Origin of the sequence: Pandoraea cepalis, from assembly GCF_902459665.1 — a bacterium.
In the GTDB taxonomy this organism is placed as follows: domain Bacteria; phylum Pseudomonadota; class Gammaproteobacteria; order Burkholderiales; family Burkholderiaceae; genus Pandoraea; species Pandoraea cepalis.
In genome coordinates, this window is the sequence record NZ_CABPSL010000014.1 from 91,755 (window position 1) to 110,421 (window position 18,667).

The following is an 18,667-nucleotide window of genomic DNA, read 5'->3' on the forward strand; positions in this document are numbered from 1 at the left end:
CCACTATCGGGGGAATCAAGGAAATCTGGTGGGGGCGGTCAGATTCGGACTCACGGAAGGGGGGGCGACCTAGGGGGCGGCATTGTCCGGCGACTTTCGTTGGATGTCGTACTTCCTGGCTTAGGGATTGGCATTCAGTGCGGCCTGCAGGTCGTCCGGCACGACTGAGTTACGCGGATTCGGGAATGCCCGATGCTTCGAAAATCCAGCGTGTATTCGTCGGAAGAAAGAGGGCGGTCTTCTTAACTGAGCGTCCAATTAATTGGCTTCATTTCGGTTCGCGATGGTGCGGACGGTGTCTCGGATGGCCCGAGGTCTATACGAAGCCGGTCGCGATCGCTGCGTCCTGAGGCATCGGATCGGTGGCATCGGCGGTTGTGGCGTCGCGACGGTTACGCGGCTGAGATCAGCAGCTTTCCAAGAATCCTGCCGCCATGCTTTGCCTGAGCGGCCGTCAATGCCGAATACCCCACGATGACGCCGGCGTCGAGTTCGGCGCTTCGGCAAAAACTGCTGACCGTCTGCAACGACACGCCGGCCATGCGAGCCTTCGCGACATACGATGCTTCGTCCATTTGTGGCGGCAGCCACAGGACGAAATGAAATCCGGCCTGCTCACCCGATACCGTGTAATGCTCGTTGCCGTGTTGCGCCAATTGCGCGAGCACCATGTCCCGCCGATGGCGGTATGCCTGACGGCTGGCGCGCAGGTGCTTCGCAAAATCGCCGCGTCCGATGAAGCGGGCCACCGCGAGCTGAGACGCCATGCCGACGGAGCGTCCGGTTACGCGCCATACGGTCGCCAGTGCCGGCCGAAGTTCCGCCGGCACAACCATGAAGCCGATGCGCAAGCCAGAGAAAAGCGTCTTGTTGAACGAACCGCAATAGATCACGCGGTCGTATGCATCAAGCGACTTCAACGCAGGAAGCGGGGCGGCCTGATAACTGAACTCGCCGTCGTAGTCGTCTTCGATGATCCACGCCCGATCGCGCTGTGCCCAGTCGAGCAGTTCGAGCCGACGGGAGACTGACATCGTGACCCCGAGCGGCGATTGATGCGCGGGCGTCACGTACGCCGCGCACGCATCGGAATGCTGGTTCAGCGTAGCGGTCTCGATTCCCTCCCGATCGACCGGCACGTCGATTACGGTCGCGCCTGCCATCGTGAAAATTTGCCATGCCGATGCGTACCCTGGATCTTCCATCAGTACCGAGCTGCGAGGCCCGAGCACGGTTCGCGCGATGAGATCGATTGAGTGCCGGATACCGGTCGTGATGAAGATGTCGTCGGCTCCGCAAGGAATGCCACGGTATTCCCGCAAATACCCGGCAATTTCGTCGCGCAAGCACTCGACGCCTTGCAATGGCGTTGAACAGAGCTCGCTTGCCGTGGCGGAAAGCAGGCTCATCCCGATGTACTTCTTCCATTGCTGCATCGACAACAGGTCGGGATCTGCAAGCCGCGCTATGAACGGGACGCCCAGGCGGACCGCCTGTTTCGGGGCGGCCTCGTCCGTCGTTTCTGCCTGCTCCTGGACCTCGCTGGGGCGGCGGGGCGCGTTCTCTCGCGACTGCGTGGCCGCGCGCAGATAGCTGTCCGGAACCACTGCGGACACCCGCGAGCCGGATCCTTGTGTTCGCGCGATGTAACCCTCGGAGCACAACCGGTCGTAGGCTGCTTCGGCCGTTCCTCGCGCCACGCCCCACCGAGCGGCAAGGGTCCGGCTGGACGGCAAAGGACTCTCGCCGGGCAGCAGGCGTTTCAGGATTGCGTCGCGAATCGCGTCGGCAATGCATTCCTGCTTCGACTGCGGGCTTCCCGAGGACAGTCCCGGGGGGCGCGGCAGATCAAGTGGAATCGCGGTTTTGCCTCGCGCCATAGTGGTCTAGTCAGCATTCGATTTAATGGCCCTTCAGCTTATATCACTTTGCCCATAAATTCTTGCCAACGACATTCATTGCGTCCGGAGGAAAGTTGTCCATAAGCAAGAACACAGAGAGATTCACGCTCGCCGTGATCGGCGGCGGGGCGGCAAGCGTCGCGTTTCTTCATCACCTGAGCAATCTGATAACACCGTCAGTTGCGGAGCGAATTCAGGTAAAGGTATTTGAACCGCGGTCGCAGATTGGTCCCGGGCTAGCCTACCAGCCTGACGTCGATACGGCCTTGCTGAATCGCGCGATTGAGACGATGTCAGTATCGGCTGCCGATTTTTCGACGTTCACGTCGTGGGTTCGATGGAAGTCCCACCATGAACCCGAATTGCGCGATCTCGTCCGACGAGACCTGTCGTCAACCTACGTTTCCCGATCGCTGTTCGGTCGCTACCTGCAAGACTTTTTTAACGAGACATTGTCTACCGCGCGCCGAAAGGGGCTGTCGGTTGACGTCGTGCATCGGGAGATTCGCGCCATCTCGCGAAACTCCCGTTATCGCTTGACTGCCGACGATGAGACCTATGACGCCGACAGTGTCCTCATCGCGGTTGGCAATACAGGGCCACGCGATTATTACGGTCTTTCCGGGCACGAGCGATATATTCATCGTCCATATCCCATCGCATCAGCGCTTACGAAGCTTGCGCATGCGAGGCGGATCGCAGTCATCGGTGCGAGTCTCACGGCGGTCGACATTGCGGTCAGCTTGTACAGAATGAACAGTCAAGCCGAGATTCACATGGTGTCGAATACCGGTGTGCTTCCGCTTGTGAAAGGTAAGCAGGCGATGCCGCAGCCGCCGCGTCACCTGACGGCTGAGCGGCTGCATGCGCTTACGTCGGAGGGACATCGCAAGATCAGTCTGCGCCAACTCGGACGTTTGATTCGCGCGGAATTCAAGGCTGCCGGTGCGGACTGGCGAGAGTTGTTTGTTGACCACGACGATGCAATTGCGCTGTTGCTCGACGAGATTGCGGAGGCGGACCGCGAACGCGCGTGGCAGACGATTCTCGTTGCTACCAACGATCTGATTGAATTCGCGTGGAATGCGTTGGACCCTGAAAGCCAGGCCTGCGCGCTAAAGCGTTTTGCCCGCCATTGGCTTGCGTGCCGAGCGCCGATGCCCGTGGAGAATGCGCGTGTGATTGCGACGATGCTCGCGCACGGCCGTCTGAAACTTATGAAGACGCCAATCGCATTCGAACGAGCGCATCCGCACCGGATTTCTTCGACGGTCTCTGGTCACTACGATTACGTCGTCAACGCGACGGGCGCTGCCAAGGACGTTCAGGCGCCGGGCGATTCGTCCCTGATCTGGCAGATGCTTCAGGACGGGCTGGCCTGCCGTGACTGGCGGGGGGGAGTCCGTGTCGACTTCGAAACGGGCGCGCTGCTCGACAGCGATGGCGAGCCGGACTATCAGCTCCGCGCTCTCGGCCATATCACGTCCGGGACATATTTTTTCGTCAGCTCGCTTGAGATGGTCGCCAAGCGCGCTCGCCGAATCGCAGCCGACATCGCCTCCGCGTTCGCGGAAGAGGACGTCACGCTGCGACCCATCACCCAGCCGTTCGAATTTGCCGGAGACCAAGTCCCCATATGAAGACTCAATCGTTGTCCCAGTGGGGCTGGTTGCTCTTGCTGATGCTCGTCGTCTGTCTTCCGCGCGTCACGATCGATGCATACCTGCCGTCGCTGCCCGTGATGGCGGACGCGTTGCATGGCACCGACGCCCAGCTCCAGCTTACGCTGACCCTGTACATGGTCGGCTATGCGCTTTCAATGCTGGTGTCGGGGCCATTGTCCGATCGGTACGGCCGGCGTCCGGTCCTCATCGGCGGCCTGTGCATCTACGTGGCCGCGAGTGTCGCCTGTGCGTTGGCGACGAGCATTCCGACAATCCTCTGCGCGCGCATCTTTCAGGCACTGGGCGGTTGCAGTGGCACGGTGATCGGGCGAGTCATCGTGCGCGAGCGCTTTCCGACGGCAATGCAGGCCACAATGCTCAGCCGCATCTCGGCTGGCATGGCGCTGTCACCGGTGATCGCGCCGCTGGCCGGCAGTGTCGTCGCCGAATGGCTTGGGTGGCGCGGCGTGTTCGCTGGGATTGCGGCCGGAGGGATCGTTGCGACGGCGATGGTGTTGCGTCATTTGCCCGAGACGCGTGAGAGAGCGGCGCGGCCGGAGCCGGGCGCGGGCCTGCTGCGGACGTATGGAAGACTGCTCAGGGAGCGCCGCTTTCTGCGTTATTCGCTGGCGATCAGTTTCGTCTATTGCACCTATTTTCCGTTCATCGCAGAGTCGTCGACGCTGTTCCAACGGCAAATGGGGGTGTCCGGACCGGTCTATGCGGGAATCTTCGGTGTGACCGTGCTTGGATATTTGATCGGATCGAGCATATTCAGGCGCTCCAGCGGCCGATGGAAAGCCGATCGCGTTATCGCGTGGGCGGCGTGCGTGAATCTGGCCGGGGCCGTCGCGTTATGGGGGGGCGGCGCGGTCGCCCCCGCATCCGCCGCGGCAATCGTTGTACCGATGTTCTTCGTGATGATTGCCGTCGGGATCGCAATTCCAGCCTGCCAGTTCGCAGTGATGCAGCCGTATACGAAGATCGCCGGCACGGCGTCCGGGCTCTTCTTCTTCATCCAGATGGCGGTCGCGGCCGCGTGCGGCGGCGTACTTGCGTGGACGTCGGACGGCACCGCCCGTCCGATGGTCGCGGTGACCGTTTGCTCGAGCGTCGCTTTTCTGAGCGTGATGGTTGGCCTGCGAGAGCGTAGCGCGGCCGCGGCCAGCGTCGAAGCTGGCCGACACGCGACGGGGAACCAACGCGCAGCGGAGCGATGAGGGCTTGCCATTGCGTGTCGGAAAGCCGGGCCGGTCGACTTAGCCGCCACATCAAGGGCGGGAGTTGCTTCGCGCGGGCAGGTGTTTTGGCGAAGCATCACGGGGGACGGATGATGGTCGGCACGTGGCGGTCTGACTCGGGCGGGTGGGGCCGTCGGTGCGTCTCATCGGTGTCCCGCACTACCGCTTGCCGGCACGGCACTCGCTACCACTACGTTTTCCAGCGGCGATCAACGTCGACCTAGTTGACCATGGACCTGCGCGATGCAACCCGCGCGGTAACCGCTAGAATTACGGTTTTAGCCCCGAATACGTCCATGTCTTTTGCCTCGCTTGGCCTGATCGATCCGTTGCTGCGTAACGTGCAGGATCTCAATTACCAGACGCCTACACCGGTGCAGGCCAAGGCGATTCCTGCCGTGCTCAGTGGCAAGGACGTCATGGCGGAGGCACAGACCGGCACTGGCAAAACGGCGGGCTTTGCGCTGCCGCTGTTGCAACGATTGGTGCAGAACGGCCCGGCAGTGTCGAGCAACCGTGCGCGCGTTCTTGTTCTGGTGCCCACGCGTGAATTGGCTGAACAATTGCTGCAAAGCTTTATCGCGTACGGCAAAGGCCTCGATCTGCGATTTCTGGCTGCCTACGGTGGAGTGAGTCTCAACCCGCAGATGATGAAGTTGCGCAAAGGCGTGGATGTGCTCGTCGCCACGCCGGGTCGTTTGCTGGATCTCAATCGCCAGAATGCAGTGCAGTTTGATCAAGTGCAAACGCTCGTGCTGGATGAAGCCGACCGCATGCTGGATCTGGGCTTTGCGCGCGAACTCAATGCCGTCTTTGCTGCCTTGCCCGCTCAGCGCCAGACCCTGCTCTTCTCCGCCACGTTTACCGATGACATCCGCGCCATGGCGGCGAGCGTTCTGCGCGGTCCGATCAATATCAGCGTCAGCCCGCCCAACGCCACGGCCAGCAAGATCAAGCAGTGGGTGGTGACGGTGGATAAAAAGAACAAGCCGGACCTGTTCATGCACCTTGTGGCCGAGAACCACTGGGATCACGCGCTGGTGTTCGTCAAAACCCGCAATGGCGTCGATTACCTGGCGGCCATGCTGGATGAAGCGGGCTATGCGGTCGACACCATCCACGGAGACAAACCCCAACCCGCGCGCTTGCGTGCGCTGGAGCGCTTCAAGACGGGCGAAGTCCAGATGCTGGTCGCGACCGATGTGGCTGCGCGCGGACTGGATATCGACGATTTGCCGCTGGTGATCAATGTCGATCTGCCGATCGTTGCGCAAGACTACGTGCATCGTATCGGCCGTACCGGCCGCGCGGGCGCCAGCGGCGTGGCGGTGTCCCTCGTATGCGCCGATGAAGCGCCGCAACTGGCCGCGATTGAAGCACTGATCCGGCAAACCCTGCGCCGTGAAGAAGCGCCGGGTTTTGAAGCCGAACACCGTGTGCCGCAAACCAGCGCGACGGGCCAGATCATCAAGAAACCTAAAAAGCCCAAGAAGCCCAAAGTGCCGTTGGCTGCGCCGGTTACGGTGCAGGCGCTCAGCAAAAAGCCGCGCACCAAACCCGCCGGCAAACCCGCTACGGGTTCGCGCAAACCCACCGGAAAACTCGCGGGTGGTCGCGGCAAACGCCGGTCCTGATTTCTACCGTATCGGAGCACCGCCAACAGGGACACGACCGCTACCGTGAAAAGGCAGCGAGGGCGGGTATGGGTCCCTGCGGACGGATCAATATGCAGCCCGCACGCAAGACATCGAGCGGGGCGCGTTGTCCTGCATTCACGAACTGGCCCGACGCAAGCAACGACGTCCGTCGCTACCTCAGGCCGGTTCGCCATCGTCAGATCTTCGAAAGCGACGCTGGCGACTGCGTGGTGACGGCCTCACTCCCCAAGGCTCGCCCATGCTTTGCGCCCGCGAGCAGAATCCCCAACGCGGCCAGCACTGCCGGTATCGCGAGAATCATGAACAGTCCGGCATTGCTCCAACCCGCCGCGAGCAGCATGGCGCCACCGAGCGATCCCGCCACCGCCCCGATGCGGCCGATGCCGAGCGCCCACGCCACGCCGGTCGCGCGATTGGATGTCGGGTAATAGGCGGATGCAATCACGTTCGCGCAGACCTGCGAACCGCTCACGCAGAATCCTGTCACGAAGATGCCCAGCGCCAGCCATACCGCATCGCCGGCAATCGCCAGCGACGCTAGCGCGAACGCACCCACGATATAGGCTGCGGCGACCACTTTGTAAGGATGGAACCGGTCGATCAGCACGCCCAGCACAATCGCACCCAGCACGCCGCCACCTTGCAACAGTCCGGCAAACATCGACGCCTGCTTGAGCGTCAGGCCGCTGCGCTCTGCCAGGATCGGCAGCCAATTGATGAGCAGGTACAGCAACAGCAAACTCATGAAGAATGCGAGCCAGAGCAGCAGCGTGCCGCGCCGGTAGTCGCGATGGAACAGTTGCACCACGGGCGACGACGGGGGGCGATCGTCGGCAGCGGTGTACTGCTGACCGGCCACAACCCGATGCGGCGCGACGCGCGCCAGAATCGAGATGATCTGCGTCTGCGTGCCGCCTCGGATCGCCAAAAAGCGCACCGACTCCGGCAGCGTGAACCACAGCACCGGCACTAGCGCCAGCGGCAGCAGGCCGCCAACGGCGAGCAAGCCGCGCCAGCCGATCCCCGCCACGAGGTACGCCGTCACTACGCCGCCGAGCGCCGAGCCGAGCGAGAAGCCGCAGAACATCAGCGTGAGCAGAGTGCCGCGACGCCGCTCGGGACTGAACTCCGACGTCAGCGTGATCGCGTTGGGCATGGCACCGCCCAATCCTAGGCCGGTCAGGAAGCGAAGCGCGATCAGCCATTCGACGTTCGGCGCAAACGCCGCCCCTACGCTTGCCGCACCGAACCCCGCGACAGACAAGATCAAGACACGGCGGCGTCCGATACGGTCCGCCATCGGCCCGCTACAGAACGCGCCCACCATCAGTCCCAGCAGTCCGGCGCTGAACAGGGGGCCGAGCGAGACCATCGACAACTGCCATTCGGCGCGAATGTGGGGGGCGATAAAGCCGATGATCGCGATGTCGAACCCGTCCAGCGCCACGATCAGGAAGCACAGCGCGCTGATCATGATCTGGAAGCGCGACACTGGGATCGCGTTGATGAAGTCCCGTACGTCCACTGACGTGTGCCGGGTGTCTTGCTTGTCCATGAAAGTGTCTCCTGTCTCGATGCGGCGATACGATGTCGCCCTTTATGTGGATGTGCTGAATGAGGCTGGCAGCTATGCGGCGCGCCCGTGCACCGGGACGGCGGCATTGGTCTCTACTTGTGCGATGAACGCAGGATCTCGCCGACGAAGGTCTTCGTGACTGACGCGTCCCGTGCGCAGCATGTAGTCGTATGCAAAGCTCACGGGATCGAGGTGCATGCGCTGGCCAACGGACTCGTACCAGTCGAGGCTCCGTCTGGCGGCGTCCTGAAAGCGATCAGAGGCACCGCGACGGCTTTGCTCGAACGATGCGAACGCCGCTTGCACGTCATCCCGATGCGCCGACAGCGCTTCGAACAAGGCGATGGCATCCTGCATGGCCATGCGCGTGCCCGAGCCAAGCGAGAAGTGCACACTGCGCAGGGCATCGCCAAGCAGAACCACGTTGCCGTGCGACCAGCGCGCATTGCTGACCACCCGTGCCTGAAACCAGTTCGACCGGTTGGTCAGCAACGAATGACCTTGCAGGTCGTCGGCAAAGATCTGCTCGCAGAACGCGCGGCTCTCGTCCTCGGCGGCGGTGTCGAGGCCGCAGCGCTGCCATGTCTCGGGATCGACCTCCACGAGGAACGTTGAGCGATCGGGACTGTATTGATATGCGTGCGCCATGAACACGCCGTGCGGCGTCTGACGGAAGATCAACGACACTGGGTGGAAAAGCTGCGACGTGCCGTACCACGCGAACTTGTTGCGTCGTTCGTCGAAGCTCGGCATGAAGTGTTCGGCCAGATGGGTGCGCACGTCACTGTTCACGCCGTCGGCGGCGATGATCACGTCGGCGTCGGGTAGTTGGACCGGATCGGTGACGTGGCTTTGATAGCGAACATCGACACCTGCTTGCGCGCAGGCTTGCTGTAGTACGCGCAGCATATCGATGCGGGACGTGCGCGAAAAGTGATTGTTGCTCAGGCGCACCGGCACGCTTTGATGCACGATCTCCATGTAATCGCAGCGGGTATGGTGCGCGGTGAACTTGCGGAAGAATGCCTCGTCCGCCTCTTTCAGGAACGCAAGTGCAATGTCCGAGAAGACAACCCCCCAGCCATAAGTGGCATTGGCGGCGTTGCGCTCGTGCACGACGATCTCGTCGTGCGGATGACGCTGTTTCATCAACAGCGAGAAGTACAGGCCGGCAGGCCCGCCACCGATGACGGCGATTCTCATGATGGGCTCCTTGATTTTTGGCTGGCGAAGATGGCGGGGCGTCAGGCTATACGTGTCAGCGGTCGTGCGCTCGGCACGGCCAGCAGGGCACCGGCGTTGGGCACCTCAGGGGCCAGACCGAGGTGATCGAGCATCTGGCGCACCGTACTCACGGCGGTCGACGTCACGGGAAGGCCGAGCCGGTCCTGCGCGATCTGGATCGCAGGCAGCGACGGCATCTGCACGCAGGCGGACAGCACCACGACGTCTGCATTGGCCGTATTGAGCCGCTTGACGTCGTTGAGCAACTGCATGGGGTCGCGGCGTCCGACCTCAAGGTTGTCGGGAATTTCGAACGACAGAGCGTCGAGCACCTCGATGCCCTCGTGCTCGATATACTCGACCACAGCTTGCGTGAGCGGCTTCATGTACGGCGCCATCAGCGCGATCTTGCGCGCGCCCAGCGTCTTCAACCCGGCGACGAGTGCACCGGCCGACGTCATGATGGCGGCTGTGCAGTGGTTCTCGCGGCTGACGCGGCGCAGGTCCTCCTCAACCTGGCGGTGGTAGCCCGGCCCCATCGCCATGATGGCCACGAGGCAAGCGGTACTCATGACATCCACACGCGCGTCGGCGAGTTCGGCGGCACAGCGCAGGCCCTCGGCGTTCATCGCCGCAAGTTCCTCCTTCACCACGCGATGCATGCGCATGCGGCTCGAATGGAAGGTGAAGCGCTCGGGCAGGACCTGTTCACGCGCGCGCAGCATGGCGGGAATCTCGGTCTCCATCGTGGTGTTGGAACTGGGCACGATCTGACCAATGCGAAATGGGGTAGGCGTCATAGGGTGATGTCTCCGGCGAGTGAGGGGGCTGCGGCGTGTTCGTTGCGGGCTCGGTATTGTTCGAGCGCCGCGCGCAGCACCGACGGCATCTCGATCGACTCGCGCGCGCCGCGCTGGATGCAGATCGGCGTGAGTCGTGCAATGAAGGCGATGTCGTTGTCGGCTTTGCGCGCCGTCATCAACAAGGTGAAGGTTCGGTTGCGGACTTCGGCGACTTCCACGGTGACGTCGAACGCGTCGTCCGGCCAGAGCGAGCGGTGGAAGTCGAATGTCAGCGCGCGGGTGGGGGTGCCGAATCCGTGTCGGTTCTTGACGGCCTGTGGTGTGCCGCCAAAGAGCGATCCATAGAACAAATCGGCGATGGAGATGACATAGTCGGAAAAGGTGGCCGTGTAGACGACGCCGGCCGGGTCGCACTCGCCCCATCGCACCTGACGGCGCACTACGAAGGGCTGCTCGCTCACCACGTATTCGGTGCTGATCATGCGCCCGCCTTTGCCGTCTGGGCGGTGATGGTGCGCGCGGTTTCGGTGGCAAGGCGTTCGGCGATGGCCGCCCGCAGCGATGCCTTGTCGACCTTGCCGACGCGGGTCACGGGAAACTCGTCGACCGTCTCGATACGCTCCGGGCACTTGAACTTCGCCAGCCCCTGGCCGATGAGAAACGCGGCGAGTTCGGTGACGGAAGGCGCGACATGTCCGGGGCGCAGGATGAGATAGACACAACCCCGCTCGCCGTAAATCGAATCGGGCATGGCGACCAGCTTGGCGTCGGCAACGGCCGGATGATGGCTGACAAACGCTTCGACCTCTTCGCAGCCGATCTTCTCGCCACCGCGATTGATGTTGTCGCGCAGACGCCCTTCGAAGGCGAAGCAGCGCACGCCGTCGATGACCTTTTCCGTGACCATGTCGCCGGTGCGCACGAAACCGTCCGGCGTGAGCGTCTGAGCCGTTGCGTCGTGCGCCTTGTAGTAGCCGCGCAGGCTCGACGGCCCACGAAAGCAGAGTTCGCCTGCGGTACCTGCTTCGGCGGGCGTATCCGTGCCCGGAAACAGCACACGAATATCGTCGTCGTCGCACCCGGATAGCCCTTGCGTGTGGTGACGCAACGTCGCTGGCAGATGCGCGCCGGCCCCCATGAGCAGGCCTTCGGTCGTGCCGTAGAGGTTGAAGCACGGTACGCCGAGGTGGGCTTCAAGCGAGTCGGCGCGGCTCATCGTGCCGAAGAGTTGCAGCGACGAAAGATCGTGTCTGCCAACATCCTTGTACGCGATCATTTGCGGTGCGACTGGCCCGATGGAGAGGCCATGCGTGACGCGGTGCATCTCGATCAGTGTGAGCATGCGGGCGATGTCGACACGAGGCATCAGCACAGTCGTCATGCCGGTTGCCACGGTGGACGCAAGCACGTAGAGCTGGCCGGCATTGTGCAGCAATGGCAGCGACCAGATCATGCGGCTGTGTTCGGACATGCCGATATGGCGCATCCATGTCAGCGAGTGACCGATGTACTCCGCATGAAAGCGTGGGATGATCTTCGGCACACCGGTCGTGCCGCCCGAGAGTTGGAAGCTCAGCACATCCTCGCTGCCGATGCGGAGGTTGCCCAGCACGTCGCGCGCGCGCTCGAGTGGCATCGCGTCGATAAGACGTTCGATGGCGTGATGGCCGGTGCCGGCACGATCATCCTGCTTCCCGCGCGCCACCAGCAGGTGCTCCAGCGACGCGTGCCGCGCCATCATTTGACGGGCAAACCCGACGAGATCGAACGCGGAGAAATCCGCTTGCACGAAGTAGCCGCGCGCCTCGGACTGTGAAACCAGTTGGCCGATTTCCACTTCACGGTATTGCGGCACCGCACACACGGGAACGACGCCCGCCTTGTAGGCCCCCATCAGTGCGACGACGGTGTCGACGTTGGTGCCCATTTGGAAGACCGCTCGGTCGCCCGGGCGCAGGCCCAGTTCGATGAGCGCCGCGCCAAGCCGTTCGCTGCGCGAGTCGAGCTCGACGAAGGTCAGCGTGGCCTCATCACTGAGGTAGGCCGAGCGTGCCGGGACACGCGCGGCGGTCGCCCGCAACGCGTCGCCGAGGGTGGTGTCGACCCAGGCGTTCGACGCGAAATAGCGCTGTGCCAGGTCCGGCGGACAGTACGTCACGCCGTCGATACGGTGATAAATACCGCTCATAGTGTCTCCTGCACGTTCCGGTGGCGACGTTATGCGCGCGGGGCGATCCGCACGATGTCGCGTTCATAGCTTTCGATTCGGCCGTCGAGGCCGCCCGTGAACAATCCGTACCAGACGGCGGGCTTCAGGCCCAGTGCGCGACGCTCGAAAGCAATCGGCACATCGCTGGAAATCACGGTGTAGTCGCCGCGGGCTTCGACCCGGCACGACGGCAACTGCCGTGCGGCTTCGGTCAGCGGCGCAAATTCGGGCACATTAAGGACGAAGATTTGCAGCGGTTGGCGGGGCTGTGGCGTTTGAGTCCTCATGACTGACGCTCCCCATGCAGACGTTGACCGAGGCGCTGAGCCTTGCGTTGCCAAACGGTGTCGATGCAGGTGAAGGGGGCGCCTCCTGCGAGGGCTTCATCTTCGATTTCCATGGCGGACTCGAGCGTGGCCGACGCGTCGCGCGCATCGATGCCTTCCAGCGCGCGCAGCTTGCGGGTGATCTCGATGAAGTAGCCGTTCGGGTCGCGAAAGTAAATCGACTCGATCACCTCGTGCGCCGTCTCGGTCGAGACTTCCACGCCACGCGCTTCCAGCCGGGTCTTCCAGGCCCGCAATGCCTCCGGGCTGTCGACCCGCCATGCGGTGTGCGTGGCGTCGAATACGTGGTCGTCGGGCAACGGTGCCCGGCCAGGACGATTGGCGAGGAATGCCGGTTCCGCACTGCCCAGGTAGTAGAAGAAGGCGATCGTGCTGCCGTGGCCGCTATCGAAGAAGAAGTGCAGGAAGTCGGGGTGCGTTGCCGGCCCCCAGCCGCGAGCGGAAATCGTGTGAATCAGCGGCAGGCCGAGAATGTCGCGATAGAACTCGACCGTTTGCCGCAGTCGCCAGGTCGGCCGCGCCGTGTGATCCACGCCGTGCAGACGCAAGGCGAGATCGGCTGCGGGGATGTCGTTCAACTTCATGTCGGGTCTCCCGAAGTTCGGTAGTGCATTGGGGGGGGTAGGGGCCGCGCGTGTCATTGCGGGAAGGTCTCGCGCAGCCAGTCCTGCAGCAGGCGACCGGCGATGTAGCGTCCGGCTTCTTCGCCATCGGCCAGCGCGCGGCCGTGGTGGTCGCCGCGTACACGCCGGTGCGACTTCCGCGTCGAGCCGAGACTGGCGTAGATGTCGGCGATGACGCTGGGAAAGCAGGCCTGATCGCCCGTGTACTCGATGAGCAGCGTAGGCTGCACGATGGCCGATGCGGTTTTCGACAGCAATGCGTTCGAGGACAACCCGGACCATGTGGAGAGCCACGCCTCGGGAGAGCAGACGCGGCCGAAACCGACCGAACCGTAGTTCGAGGTGAACGGATCGCTGCCCCAGAGTGAGCCGAAACGCCGGTCGGACGGGTCCAGCGTCAGATCGAAGCAGCGCAGGTCGGCGTCGGTTCGCCAGATCGTCATCACGGGCGTGTGCGCGGCTATGCGGCGCAGGCGTGCGTCGGTCCGATCCGAGTCGTGTTTGAGGCGCTCGCGTGCGCCTTGACGCGTCGCGATGAGATCGCGCGCCATGGCGTCGAGACGCGCCACACGAGCGGTTTGCGCGACGCGGTAGCGCGCTACGAAGTCGGCGTTGTAACGTGTCGCGGTGGCGACCCCCGACTGCCGCGGCGAGAACCCGTTGGCCGGGTCGAACGGGTCGAGCGTCGGGTCGACGAATAGCGCATCCTGCTCGTTGGTCACCGACGGATCGATGCAGGTTTGCAGCAGGGCACCTTGTCCAGGGTGGGGGGCGACGAAAACCACACCGTCGATGGCCGGCATGTCGAGCGAAGCCAGTTTCGTCGGACGTCCGCCTGGTGTGCGCTCGATTCGCGCGTCCGGCGCCAGCCCGGATTGCTGCGCGTAGAGGGCGTAGAGGCCACTTCCGCCCGAGTTGCCGAGCAGGATGATGCGTTTGAACCCCGCCTCGCGCAGGAATCGCATGCCGGCGGCGACGTCGTAGAGCGCGAACTCATGTTCCAGCCGTATGTCGTTGCCGACGGATCGCGGGGCCTGTGTCCATGCGGCATAGCCGGCATTCACGATATCCGGGATCAGGTAATGACATGCCATGAACTCACGCGGATGCATGATGCAGACAACAGTATCGGGCGAACCTTCGGTATAGAGGGCGCCGCTCGTTGCCGCGCCGTCTGCCGTGCGAAGGACGACATTACGCGTCGTCGCGCCCAATGGCAGATCTCGCGGATTCCAGTCCGTGTTGAGAAATCCCGCCGTCGCGCCGTGACCGACGTTACGACCTTGCAGTTGTTGACTCATCTCCTCACCTCCTTTTTACATATTAGTCCAGTTTTTTACGAATGAGTAAACATTCGTGTTGGAATTTGACGGAGATGTAAAAAAGTCTGGGGCGAAATGCTTGCGGGGCTTTGCGCTGCAAGGGAATTTGGTTATCGTTGGGGTTTTCTGACGCCTGCGTCAAAAGAGGAACTGAAGGTCGTCATGAGCAAAGCACAGACAAAGAGCGACGCGTTGCGGGAGAGCATTCTGGAGGTCGCAACGCGGCTGTTTATCGAGCGGGGTTTCGACGGGACGAGCTTCAACGACATTGCGGATGTCGTGGGCGTGAGTCGTCCGGCGCTGTACTACTACTTCAAGAGCAAGGAAGCGATTCTCGAAGTGTTGACCACGGTGGTCACGCGCGCGGCGGGGGAGTTGGCCTCCGAGGCGTTACCGGAGGATTTGCGGCAACCGGCCGCGATGTTGCGGCATCTAGTGTTGCGGCATGCTCATCTGATCCTCACGCATCCGTTGCAATTTCGTGTGGTGGAGCGCAATGAGGACAACTTGCCGCTCAAGCAAAGGAAGCTCGCCGAGCAATCGCGGCGCGCGGTGCTTGAACAGTTCCGGCAGGCGATTGAGTTGGGTATCGAACGCGGTCAGTTTCGTATGATGGACGCCAAGGTCGCCGCGTTCTCGATCATCGGCATGTGCAACTGGACAGCCTGGTGGTTCACGCCGTCCGGTCCGCGCAAGGTTGACGAGATCGCGGAGCAGATTGCCGACATGGCGCTGCGCTCGGTCGAGCAAGATGCGGGGCGGCAGCTCAGCGAGCAAAGTGTGGCGGGAGTGTTGAAGCTATTGCGTGACGATATTGATTTGCTCGAGCGACATGTCAAGCCGTAAGTGAAGGGGACTACCAACGAGCTATGTGACTCGATTCTGATGACCCGCAACGAAGTCGAACTTCATTGGCAGGAAAAAAAGGCGCGACAGGACTTTTGATCGTTTCCCAATTCAGCTCGTCCGTCGCGACGCGGCGCCGAGCGCATCGGGCGGGGTCGTCGAGGCGTGGATGCAATGGGACATCGATCAGTGGATGCTCGAATCCATCGCCTTTCAAGTGCGTCGCCCTGTGTAATGGCTCATGGCCGGTGGCGCACACACGGGAAAGGCCGAGATCGGCTGTGGATTCAACCGGTCATTCGCAAGCGGCTCCATATGGCCTTGCGAGCGTCCGCTTAACGCGAAGGAACGGTCCTGTTTTCATCGTACATATTGGACTATGTTCCCCGCCGCCTCTCGAGCGCTACGCATTACACCAATGAGCGTGGCCGACGCAGCCCCGCACCACTCGCCGTAGCCGACCAACCACAAGCGTTCCTCGTTTCGGGCGTGCGTCCCATCTGTCCTTGGTAATCCGTCGCTGTCGCAGATCTGCAGCGGGTCAAGATGTCTGAGTGCGGGGCGGAACCCTGTGCACCAGATCACGACATCGACGCGGGAGTGCGTGCCGTTGCTCCACACGACGCCGTCTGCATCGAAGTGGTTGAACGGACGCATTGAGTGCAGAACGCCTCGCGCACGCGCGTCGCGTACAGGCGGAACCATGACGATGTCGCCCAAACCGCCCACCGGCGCCGTCATCGTGTGCCCATCGCGAAGCGCCTGCCATTTGGCTGTCGCGCGTTCGAACAAGACTCGGCCATCCACGTCATCTGGAAGAAAAGCGGGCTCCTGCAACGTCACCCACATAGCGTTGCAGACTGTCGATACCTCCGCCAGGATTTGCGCACCCGAGTTGCCGCCGCCCACCACCAGCACGTTTTGTCCGCGCAGATCGTCCGGGTTGCGATACTGCGCCGAATGCATCTGGCGACCTCGAAAGATCTCGCGTCCAGCGTAGTCTGGGAAATAGGGTGCGCTCCACGTACCGGTCGCGCTCACCACTGCCTTAGCCCGCCATTCCCCACGATCAGTGGTGACCAGCAAGCCATTCTGGACACGTGAAACGGATTCGACATGAACGGGGCGTCGCACCGGGAAGTGATAACGATCCTCGTATCTCGCCAGATAGTCGATGACCTCGTTGCGCGTCGGGTACGTGTCTTGTGATACGGGCATCGGCCAGCCTGGCAGCGAACTCCATTGCGCCGGCGAAAACAGATGCAGCGAGTCCCAGGTATGTCGCCAGGCGCCTCCGGGGGCGCTCTGGTCATCCAGCACGATATGGTCGAGTCCCGCACGGCGCAGGAAGTAGGAGGTGGCAAGCCCGGCCTGGCCACCTCCGATGACTACGGCGTTAATGTCTGTAGGCATGCGTTTTCGTTCCATCTCCTGATTCGAATTTCAGCGGTGTCGCAGCCTATTGCGCTTCAGGGCGGTGGTCGGCGCACTACGTGGCCGCCCGCGACGTGATCACATGCTTGAGGCCGGCTGCCCCGACCGGTGCCTCGGCAAGCCACGGAATCAATGCGGTGCGCTGCGCCAGATTGTCCGCCACGCGGCGCACGAACGGCACCTCGCAAGTCCCTCGCTGACATAGCATCGGATCGGTCGTGCCGCTCGCCAGCAACGACTGGTTGATGACCCACGCATACGGCGAAATCCCGGCGCGCGCGAGGTCGGCGCGCAGGCGCTCCGCTTCGTGAACCGGCGTCGCTTCCGGCAACGTGACGATGAGGATTCGGCTGTAGTCCGGGTCGCGCAGGCGCGGCAGCAACTGACGGACCGACTCCGGCATGTCACCCTGTGTACGCATCACTTCGCGGTGATAGGCCTCGGCAGCATCGAGCAGCAGGATGGTGTGCCCGGTGGGCGCGGTGTCCAGAACCACAAAGCCGGATTTGCCTTGATCGACGGTACGCGCGAAGGCCCTGAAGATGGCGATCTCTTCGGTGCAGGGCGAGCGCAGATCTTCTTCGAGCATCGCCCGGCCGCCCGCGTCGAGATGCGATGCCGCTTTGCCCAGCACTTCCTCGGTGTACTGCTGCACTTCGCGCGCCGGGTCGATGCGGGTGACGCTCAGCCGAGGCACGACGCCATCGACGGTGGCGGCTACATGCGAGGCCGGGTCGGTGGTTGAGAGGATGACGTCGTGTCCACGGCCCGCCAGCGCGACAGCGATAGCCGCTGCTACGGTAGTCTTGCCCACGCCGCCTTTTCCCATCGTCATGATTACGCCGTGGCCCGTGGTTGCCAGCTCGTCGACGAGTTTCCCCAAGCCCGGCGGCAAGGCGGTTTCGGGCATCCGGCGCTCGGTCGGCATGCGCACGCGCTCGGGATGCGCCATGTCGCGCAGTGCGTCCAGGCCGACCGTGCCGCGCGGCAGAAACGGAGTGCGCGTCTGCGGCAAGCCAGCCAGTTCTCGCGGCATGTCGGCCAGCGCCTGCTGCGCACGCTGCGCCATGGCGGTCGCGATGGCGTCGTCACGCTGGTCCGTGGCAAAGAGCCCATTGATGGCCAGCACCTGGTTGTGAATGCCGAGTTCGGCCAGTTCGTGCCGCGTGCGATTCGCTTCGCGCAACGCCGCGACTTCCGGGCGACTCACCAGAACGACGGTGGTCTGCGCTGCGTTCGAGAGGCGTTCGACAGTCGCCGCGTACAGCGCCTTCTGTTTCTCTAGCCCGGCCAGTGGCCCGAGGCACGAGGCGCCCCCAGTCGACGACGAGATAAACTCGTTCCATGCCGACGGCAACGTCAACAAACGCAGCGTGTGGCCCGTCGGGGCGGTATCGAAAATCACGTGATCGAAATCGACCGTTGCCGCCGGATCGCCGAGAAGTTTGGAGAATTCGTCGAAGGCCGCTATCTCGACCGTGCAGGCCCCGGAAAACTGTTCCTCCATGTTGCGGATCGCCGCGGCAGGCAAGACGTCGCGATACGGCCCGACCATGCGTTCCCGGTAGGCCTGCGCGGCGGCTTCGGGATCGATATTCAACGCGAACAGGCCCGCGGCGCCGGGCACTGCCGTCGGCAACTGACTCAGGCCGACGCCAAGTACCTCGTCGAGATTGGAGGCCGGATCCGTGCTGACGATGAGCACCCGCTTGCCGGCATCCGCTAGGGCGAGCCCCGTGGCACAGGAAAGCGATGTCTTGCCGACGCCGCCTTTTCCGGTGAAGAACAGATATCGGGTCTGCGTTTCAGGAAGGGACAT

At 62.9% G+C, this 18,667-nt stretch carries 15 protein-coding genes; 4 read left to right on the forward strand and 11 right to left on the reverse strand.

Annotated features, from left to right (window positions below):
* Nucleotides 1-392: 392 nt before the first annotated feature.
* Nucleotides 393-1,880, reverse strand: a complete 1,488-nt coding sequence (gene pdxR / locus PCE31106_RS16895; protein WP_150564075.1) for a MocR-like pyridoxine biosynthesis transcription factor PdxR — start codon at nt 1,878-1,880, stop codon at nt 393-395.
* A 95-nt stretch (nt 1,881-1,975) separates the two neighbouring features.
* On the opposite strand from pdxR, the gene PCE31106_RS16900 reads away from it, so the two are divergent.
* The 3 genes from PCE31106_RS16900 to PCE31106_RS16910 all read left to right on the forward strand — a co-directional run bounded on the left by PCE31106_RS16900 (nt 1,976) and on the right by PCE31106_RS16910 (nt 6,440).
* Complete coding sequence (locus PCE31106_RS16900; protein ID WP_254441120.1) at nt 1,976-3,541, forward strand: FAD/NAD(P)-binding protein; 1,566 nt, start codon at nt 1,976-1,978, stop codon at nt 3,539-3,541.
* Nucleotides 3,538-4,785 carry a multidrug effflux MFS transporter gene (locus PCE31106_RS16905; protein ID WP_150564076.1) on the forward strand — a complete coding sequence of 416 codons (1,248 nt, stop codon included), beginning with the start codon at nt 3,538-3,540 and terminating at the stop codon, nt 4,783-4,785. Before PCE31106_RS16900 ends, PCE31106_RS16905 begins: the two co-directional genes overlap by 4 nt.
* Nucleotides 4,786-5,102: 317 nt before the next feature.
* On the forward strand, nt 5,103-6,440 hold the full coding sequence (locus PCE31106_RS16910; RefSeq protein WP_150564112.1) for a DEAD/DEAH box helicase: 1,338 nt from the start codon (nt 5,103-5,105) through the stop codon (nt 6,438-6,440).
* 199 nt (nt 6,441-6,639) lie between these two features.
* Here the strand turns inward: PCE31106_RS16910 and PCE31106_RS16915 are convergent, their stop codons facing one another.
* From PCE31106_RS16915 to PCE31106_RS16945, 8 genes are all read right to left on the reverse strand, one after another.
* A complete protein-coding gene (locus tag PCE31106_RS16915; protein ID WP_150564077.1) occupies nt 6,640-8,019 on the reverse strand; it encodes an MFS transporter in 1,380 nt (459 codons plus the stop codon).
* 72 nt (nt 8,020-8,091) lie between these two features.
* On the reverse strand, nt 8,092-9,243 hold the full coding sequence (locus PCE31106_RS16920) for an FAD-dependent monooxygenase (RefSeq protein ID WP_150564078.1): 1,152 nt from the start codon (nt 9,241-9,243) through the stop codon (nt 8,092-8,094).
* A gap of 41 nt (nt 9,244-9,284) precedes the next feature.
* Entirely contained in the window at nt 9,285-10,064 is a 780-nt protein-coding gene (locus tag PCE31106_RS16925) for a maleate cis-trans isomerase family protein (protein ID WP_150564079.1), read from the reverse strand.
* Entirely contained in the window at nt 10,061-10,549 is a 489-nt protein-coding gene (locus PCE31106_RS16930) for an acyl-CoA thioesterase (RefSeq protein WP_150564080.1), read from the reverse strand. Before PCE31106_RS16930 ends, PCE31106_RS16925 begins: the two co-directional genes overlap by 4 nt.
* On the reverse strand, nt 10,546-12,255 hold the full coding sequence (locus PCE31106_RS16935) for an AMP-binding protein (RefSeq protein WP_150564081.1): 1,710 nt from the start codon (nt 12,253-12,255) through the stop codon (nt 10,546-10,548). The genes PCE31106_RS16930 and PCE31106_RS16935 overlap by 4 nt, the downstream gene beginning before the upstream one ends.
* Before the next feature lie 29 nt (nt 12,256-12,284).
* Complete coding sequence (locus tag PCE31106_RS24335) at nt 12,285-12,563, reverse strand: hypothetical protein (RefSeq protein WP_232424593.1); 279 nt, start codon at nt 12,561-12,563, stop codon at nt 12,285-12,287.
* The gene (locus PCE31106_RS16940) at nt 12,560-13,207 is read right to left on the reverse strand and encodes a VOC family protein (RefSeq protein ID WP_254441123.1); all 648 of its coding nucleotides are present in this window, start codon (nt 13,205-13,207) and stop codon (nt 12,560-12,562) included. Before PCE31106_RS16940 ends, PCE31106_RS24335 begins: the two co-directional genes overlap by 4 nt.
* A 53-nt stretch (nt 13,208-13,260) precedes the next feature.
* The gene (locus tag PCE31106_RS16945; RefSeq protein ID WP_150564082.1) at nt 13,261-14,547 is read right to left on the reverse strand and encodes an alpha/beta fold hydrolase; all 1,287 of its coding nucleotides are present in this window, start codon (nt 14,545-14,547) and stop codon (nt 13,261-13,263) included.
* A 96-nt stretch (nt 14,548-14,643) separates the two neighbouring features.
* On the opposite strand from PCE31106_RS16945, the gene PCE31106_RS16950 reads away from it, so the two are divergent.
* Nucleotides 14,644-15,414, forward strand: coding sequence for a TetR/AcrR family transcriptional regulator (locus tag PCE31106_RS16950; RefSeq protein WP_254441125.1), 771 nt, complete (start codon nt 14,644-14,646; stop codon nt 15,412-15,414).
* Between the two features lie 360 nt (nt 15,415-15,774).
* Here PCE31106_RS16950 and PCE31106_RS16955 read toward each other — a convergent pair whose 3' ends face one another.
* Nucleotides 15,775-16,827, reverse strand: a complete 1,053-nt coding sequence (locus PCE31106_RS16955) for an ArsO family NAD(P)H-dependent flavin-containing monooxygenase (RefSeq protein ID WP_150564114.1) — start codon at nt 16,825-16,827, stop codon at nt 15,775-15,777.
* A gap of 76 nt (nt 16,828-16,903) precedes the next feature.
* On the reverse strand, nt 16,904-18,667 hold the full coding sequence (gene arsA, locus PCE31106_RS16960; RefSeq protein ID WP_150564083.1) for an arsenical pump-driving ATPase: 1,764 nt from the start codon (nt 18,665-18,667) through the stop codon (nt 16,904-16,906).

Excerpts from the sequence above, each read along its gene's own strand:
- pdxR (WP_150564075.1), bottom strand. The coding sequence starts at position 1,880 with ATGGCGCGAGGCAAAACCGCGATTCCACTTGATCTGCCGCGCCCCCCG.
- PCE31106_RS16905 (WP_150564076.1), top strand. The coding sequence starts at position 3,538 with ATGAAGACTCAATCGTTGTCCCAGTGGGGCTGGTTGCTCTTGCTGATG.
- PCE31106_RS16910 (WP_150564112.1), top strand. The coding sequence starts at position 5,103 with ATGTCTTTTGCCTCGCTTGGCCTGATCGATCCGTTGCTGCGTAACGTG.
- PCE31106_RS16915 (WP_150564077.1), bottom strand. The coding sequence starts at position 8,019 with ATGGACAAGCAAGACACCCGGCACACGTCAGTGGACGTACGGGACTTC.
- PCE31106_RS16920 (WP_150564078.1), bottom strand. The coding sequence starts at position 9,243 with ATGAGAATCGCCGTCATCGGTGGCGGGCCTGCCGGCCTGTACTTCTCG.
- PCE31106_RS16925 (WP_150564079.1), bottom strand. The coding sequence starts at position 10,064 with ATGACGCCTACCCCATTTCGCATTGGTCAGATCGTGCCCAGTTCCAAC.
- PCE31106_RS16930 (WP_150564080.1), bottom strand. The coding sequence starts at position 10,549 with ATGATCAGCACCGAATACGTGGTGAGCGAGCAGCCCTTCGTAGTGCGC.
- PCE31106_RS16935 (WP_150564081.1), bottom strand. The coding sequence starts at position 12,255 with ATGAGCGGTATTTATCACCGTATCGACGGCGTGACGTACTGTCCGCCG.
- PCE31106_RS24335 (WP_232424593.1), bottom strand. The coding sequence starts at position 12,563 with ATGAGGACTCAAACGCCACAGCCCCGCCAACCGCTGCAAATCTTCGTC.
- PCE31106_RS16940 (WP_254441123.1), bottom strand. The coding sequence starts at position 13,207 with ATGAAGTTGAACGACATCCCCGCAGCCGATCTCGCCTTGCGTCTGCAC.
- PCE31106_RS16945 (WP_150564082.1), bottom strand. The coding sequence starts at position 14,547 with ATGAGTCAACAACTGCAAGGTCGTAACGTCGGTCACGGCGCGACGGCG.
- PCE31106_RS16950 (WP_254441125.1), top strand. The coding sequence starts at position 14,644 with ATGCTTGCGGGGCTTTGCGCTGCAAGGGAATTTGGTTATCGTTGGGGT.
- PCE31106_RS16955 (WP_150564114.1), bottom strand. The coding sequence starts at position 16,827 with ATGCCTACAGACATTAACGCCGTAGTCATCGGAGGTGGCCAGGCCGGG.
- arsA (WP_150564083.1), bottom strand. The coding sequence starts at position 18,667 with ATGTCCCTTCCTGAAACGCAGACCCGATATCTGTTCTTCACCGGAAAA.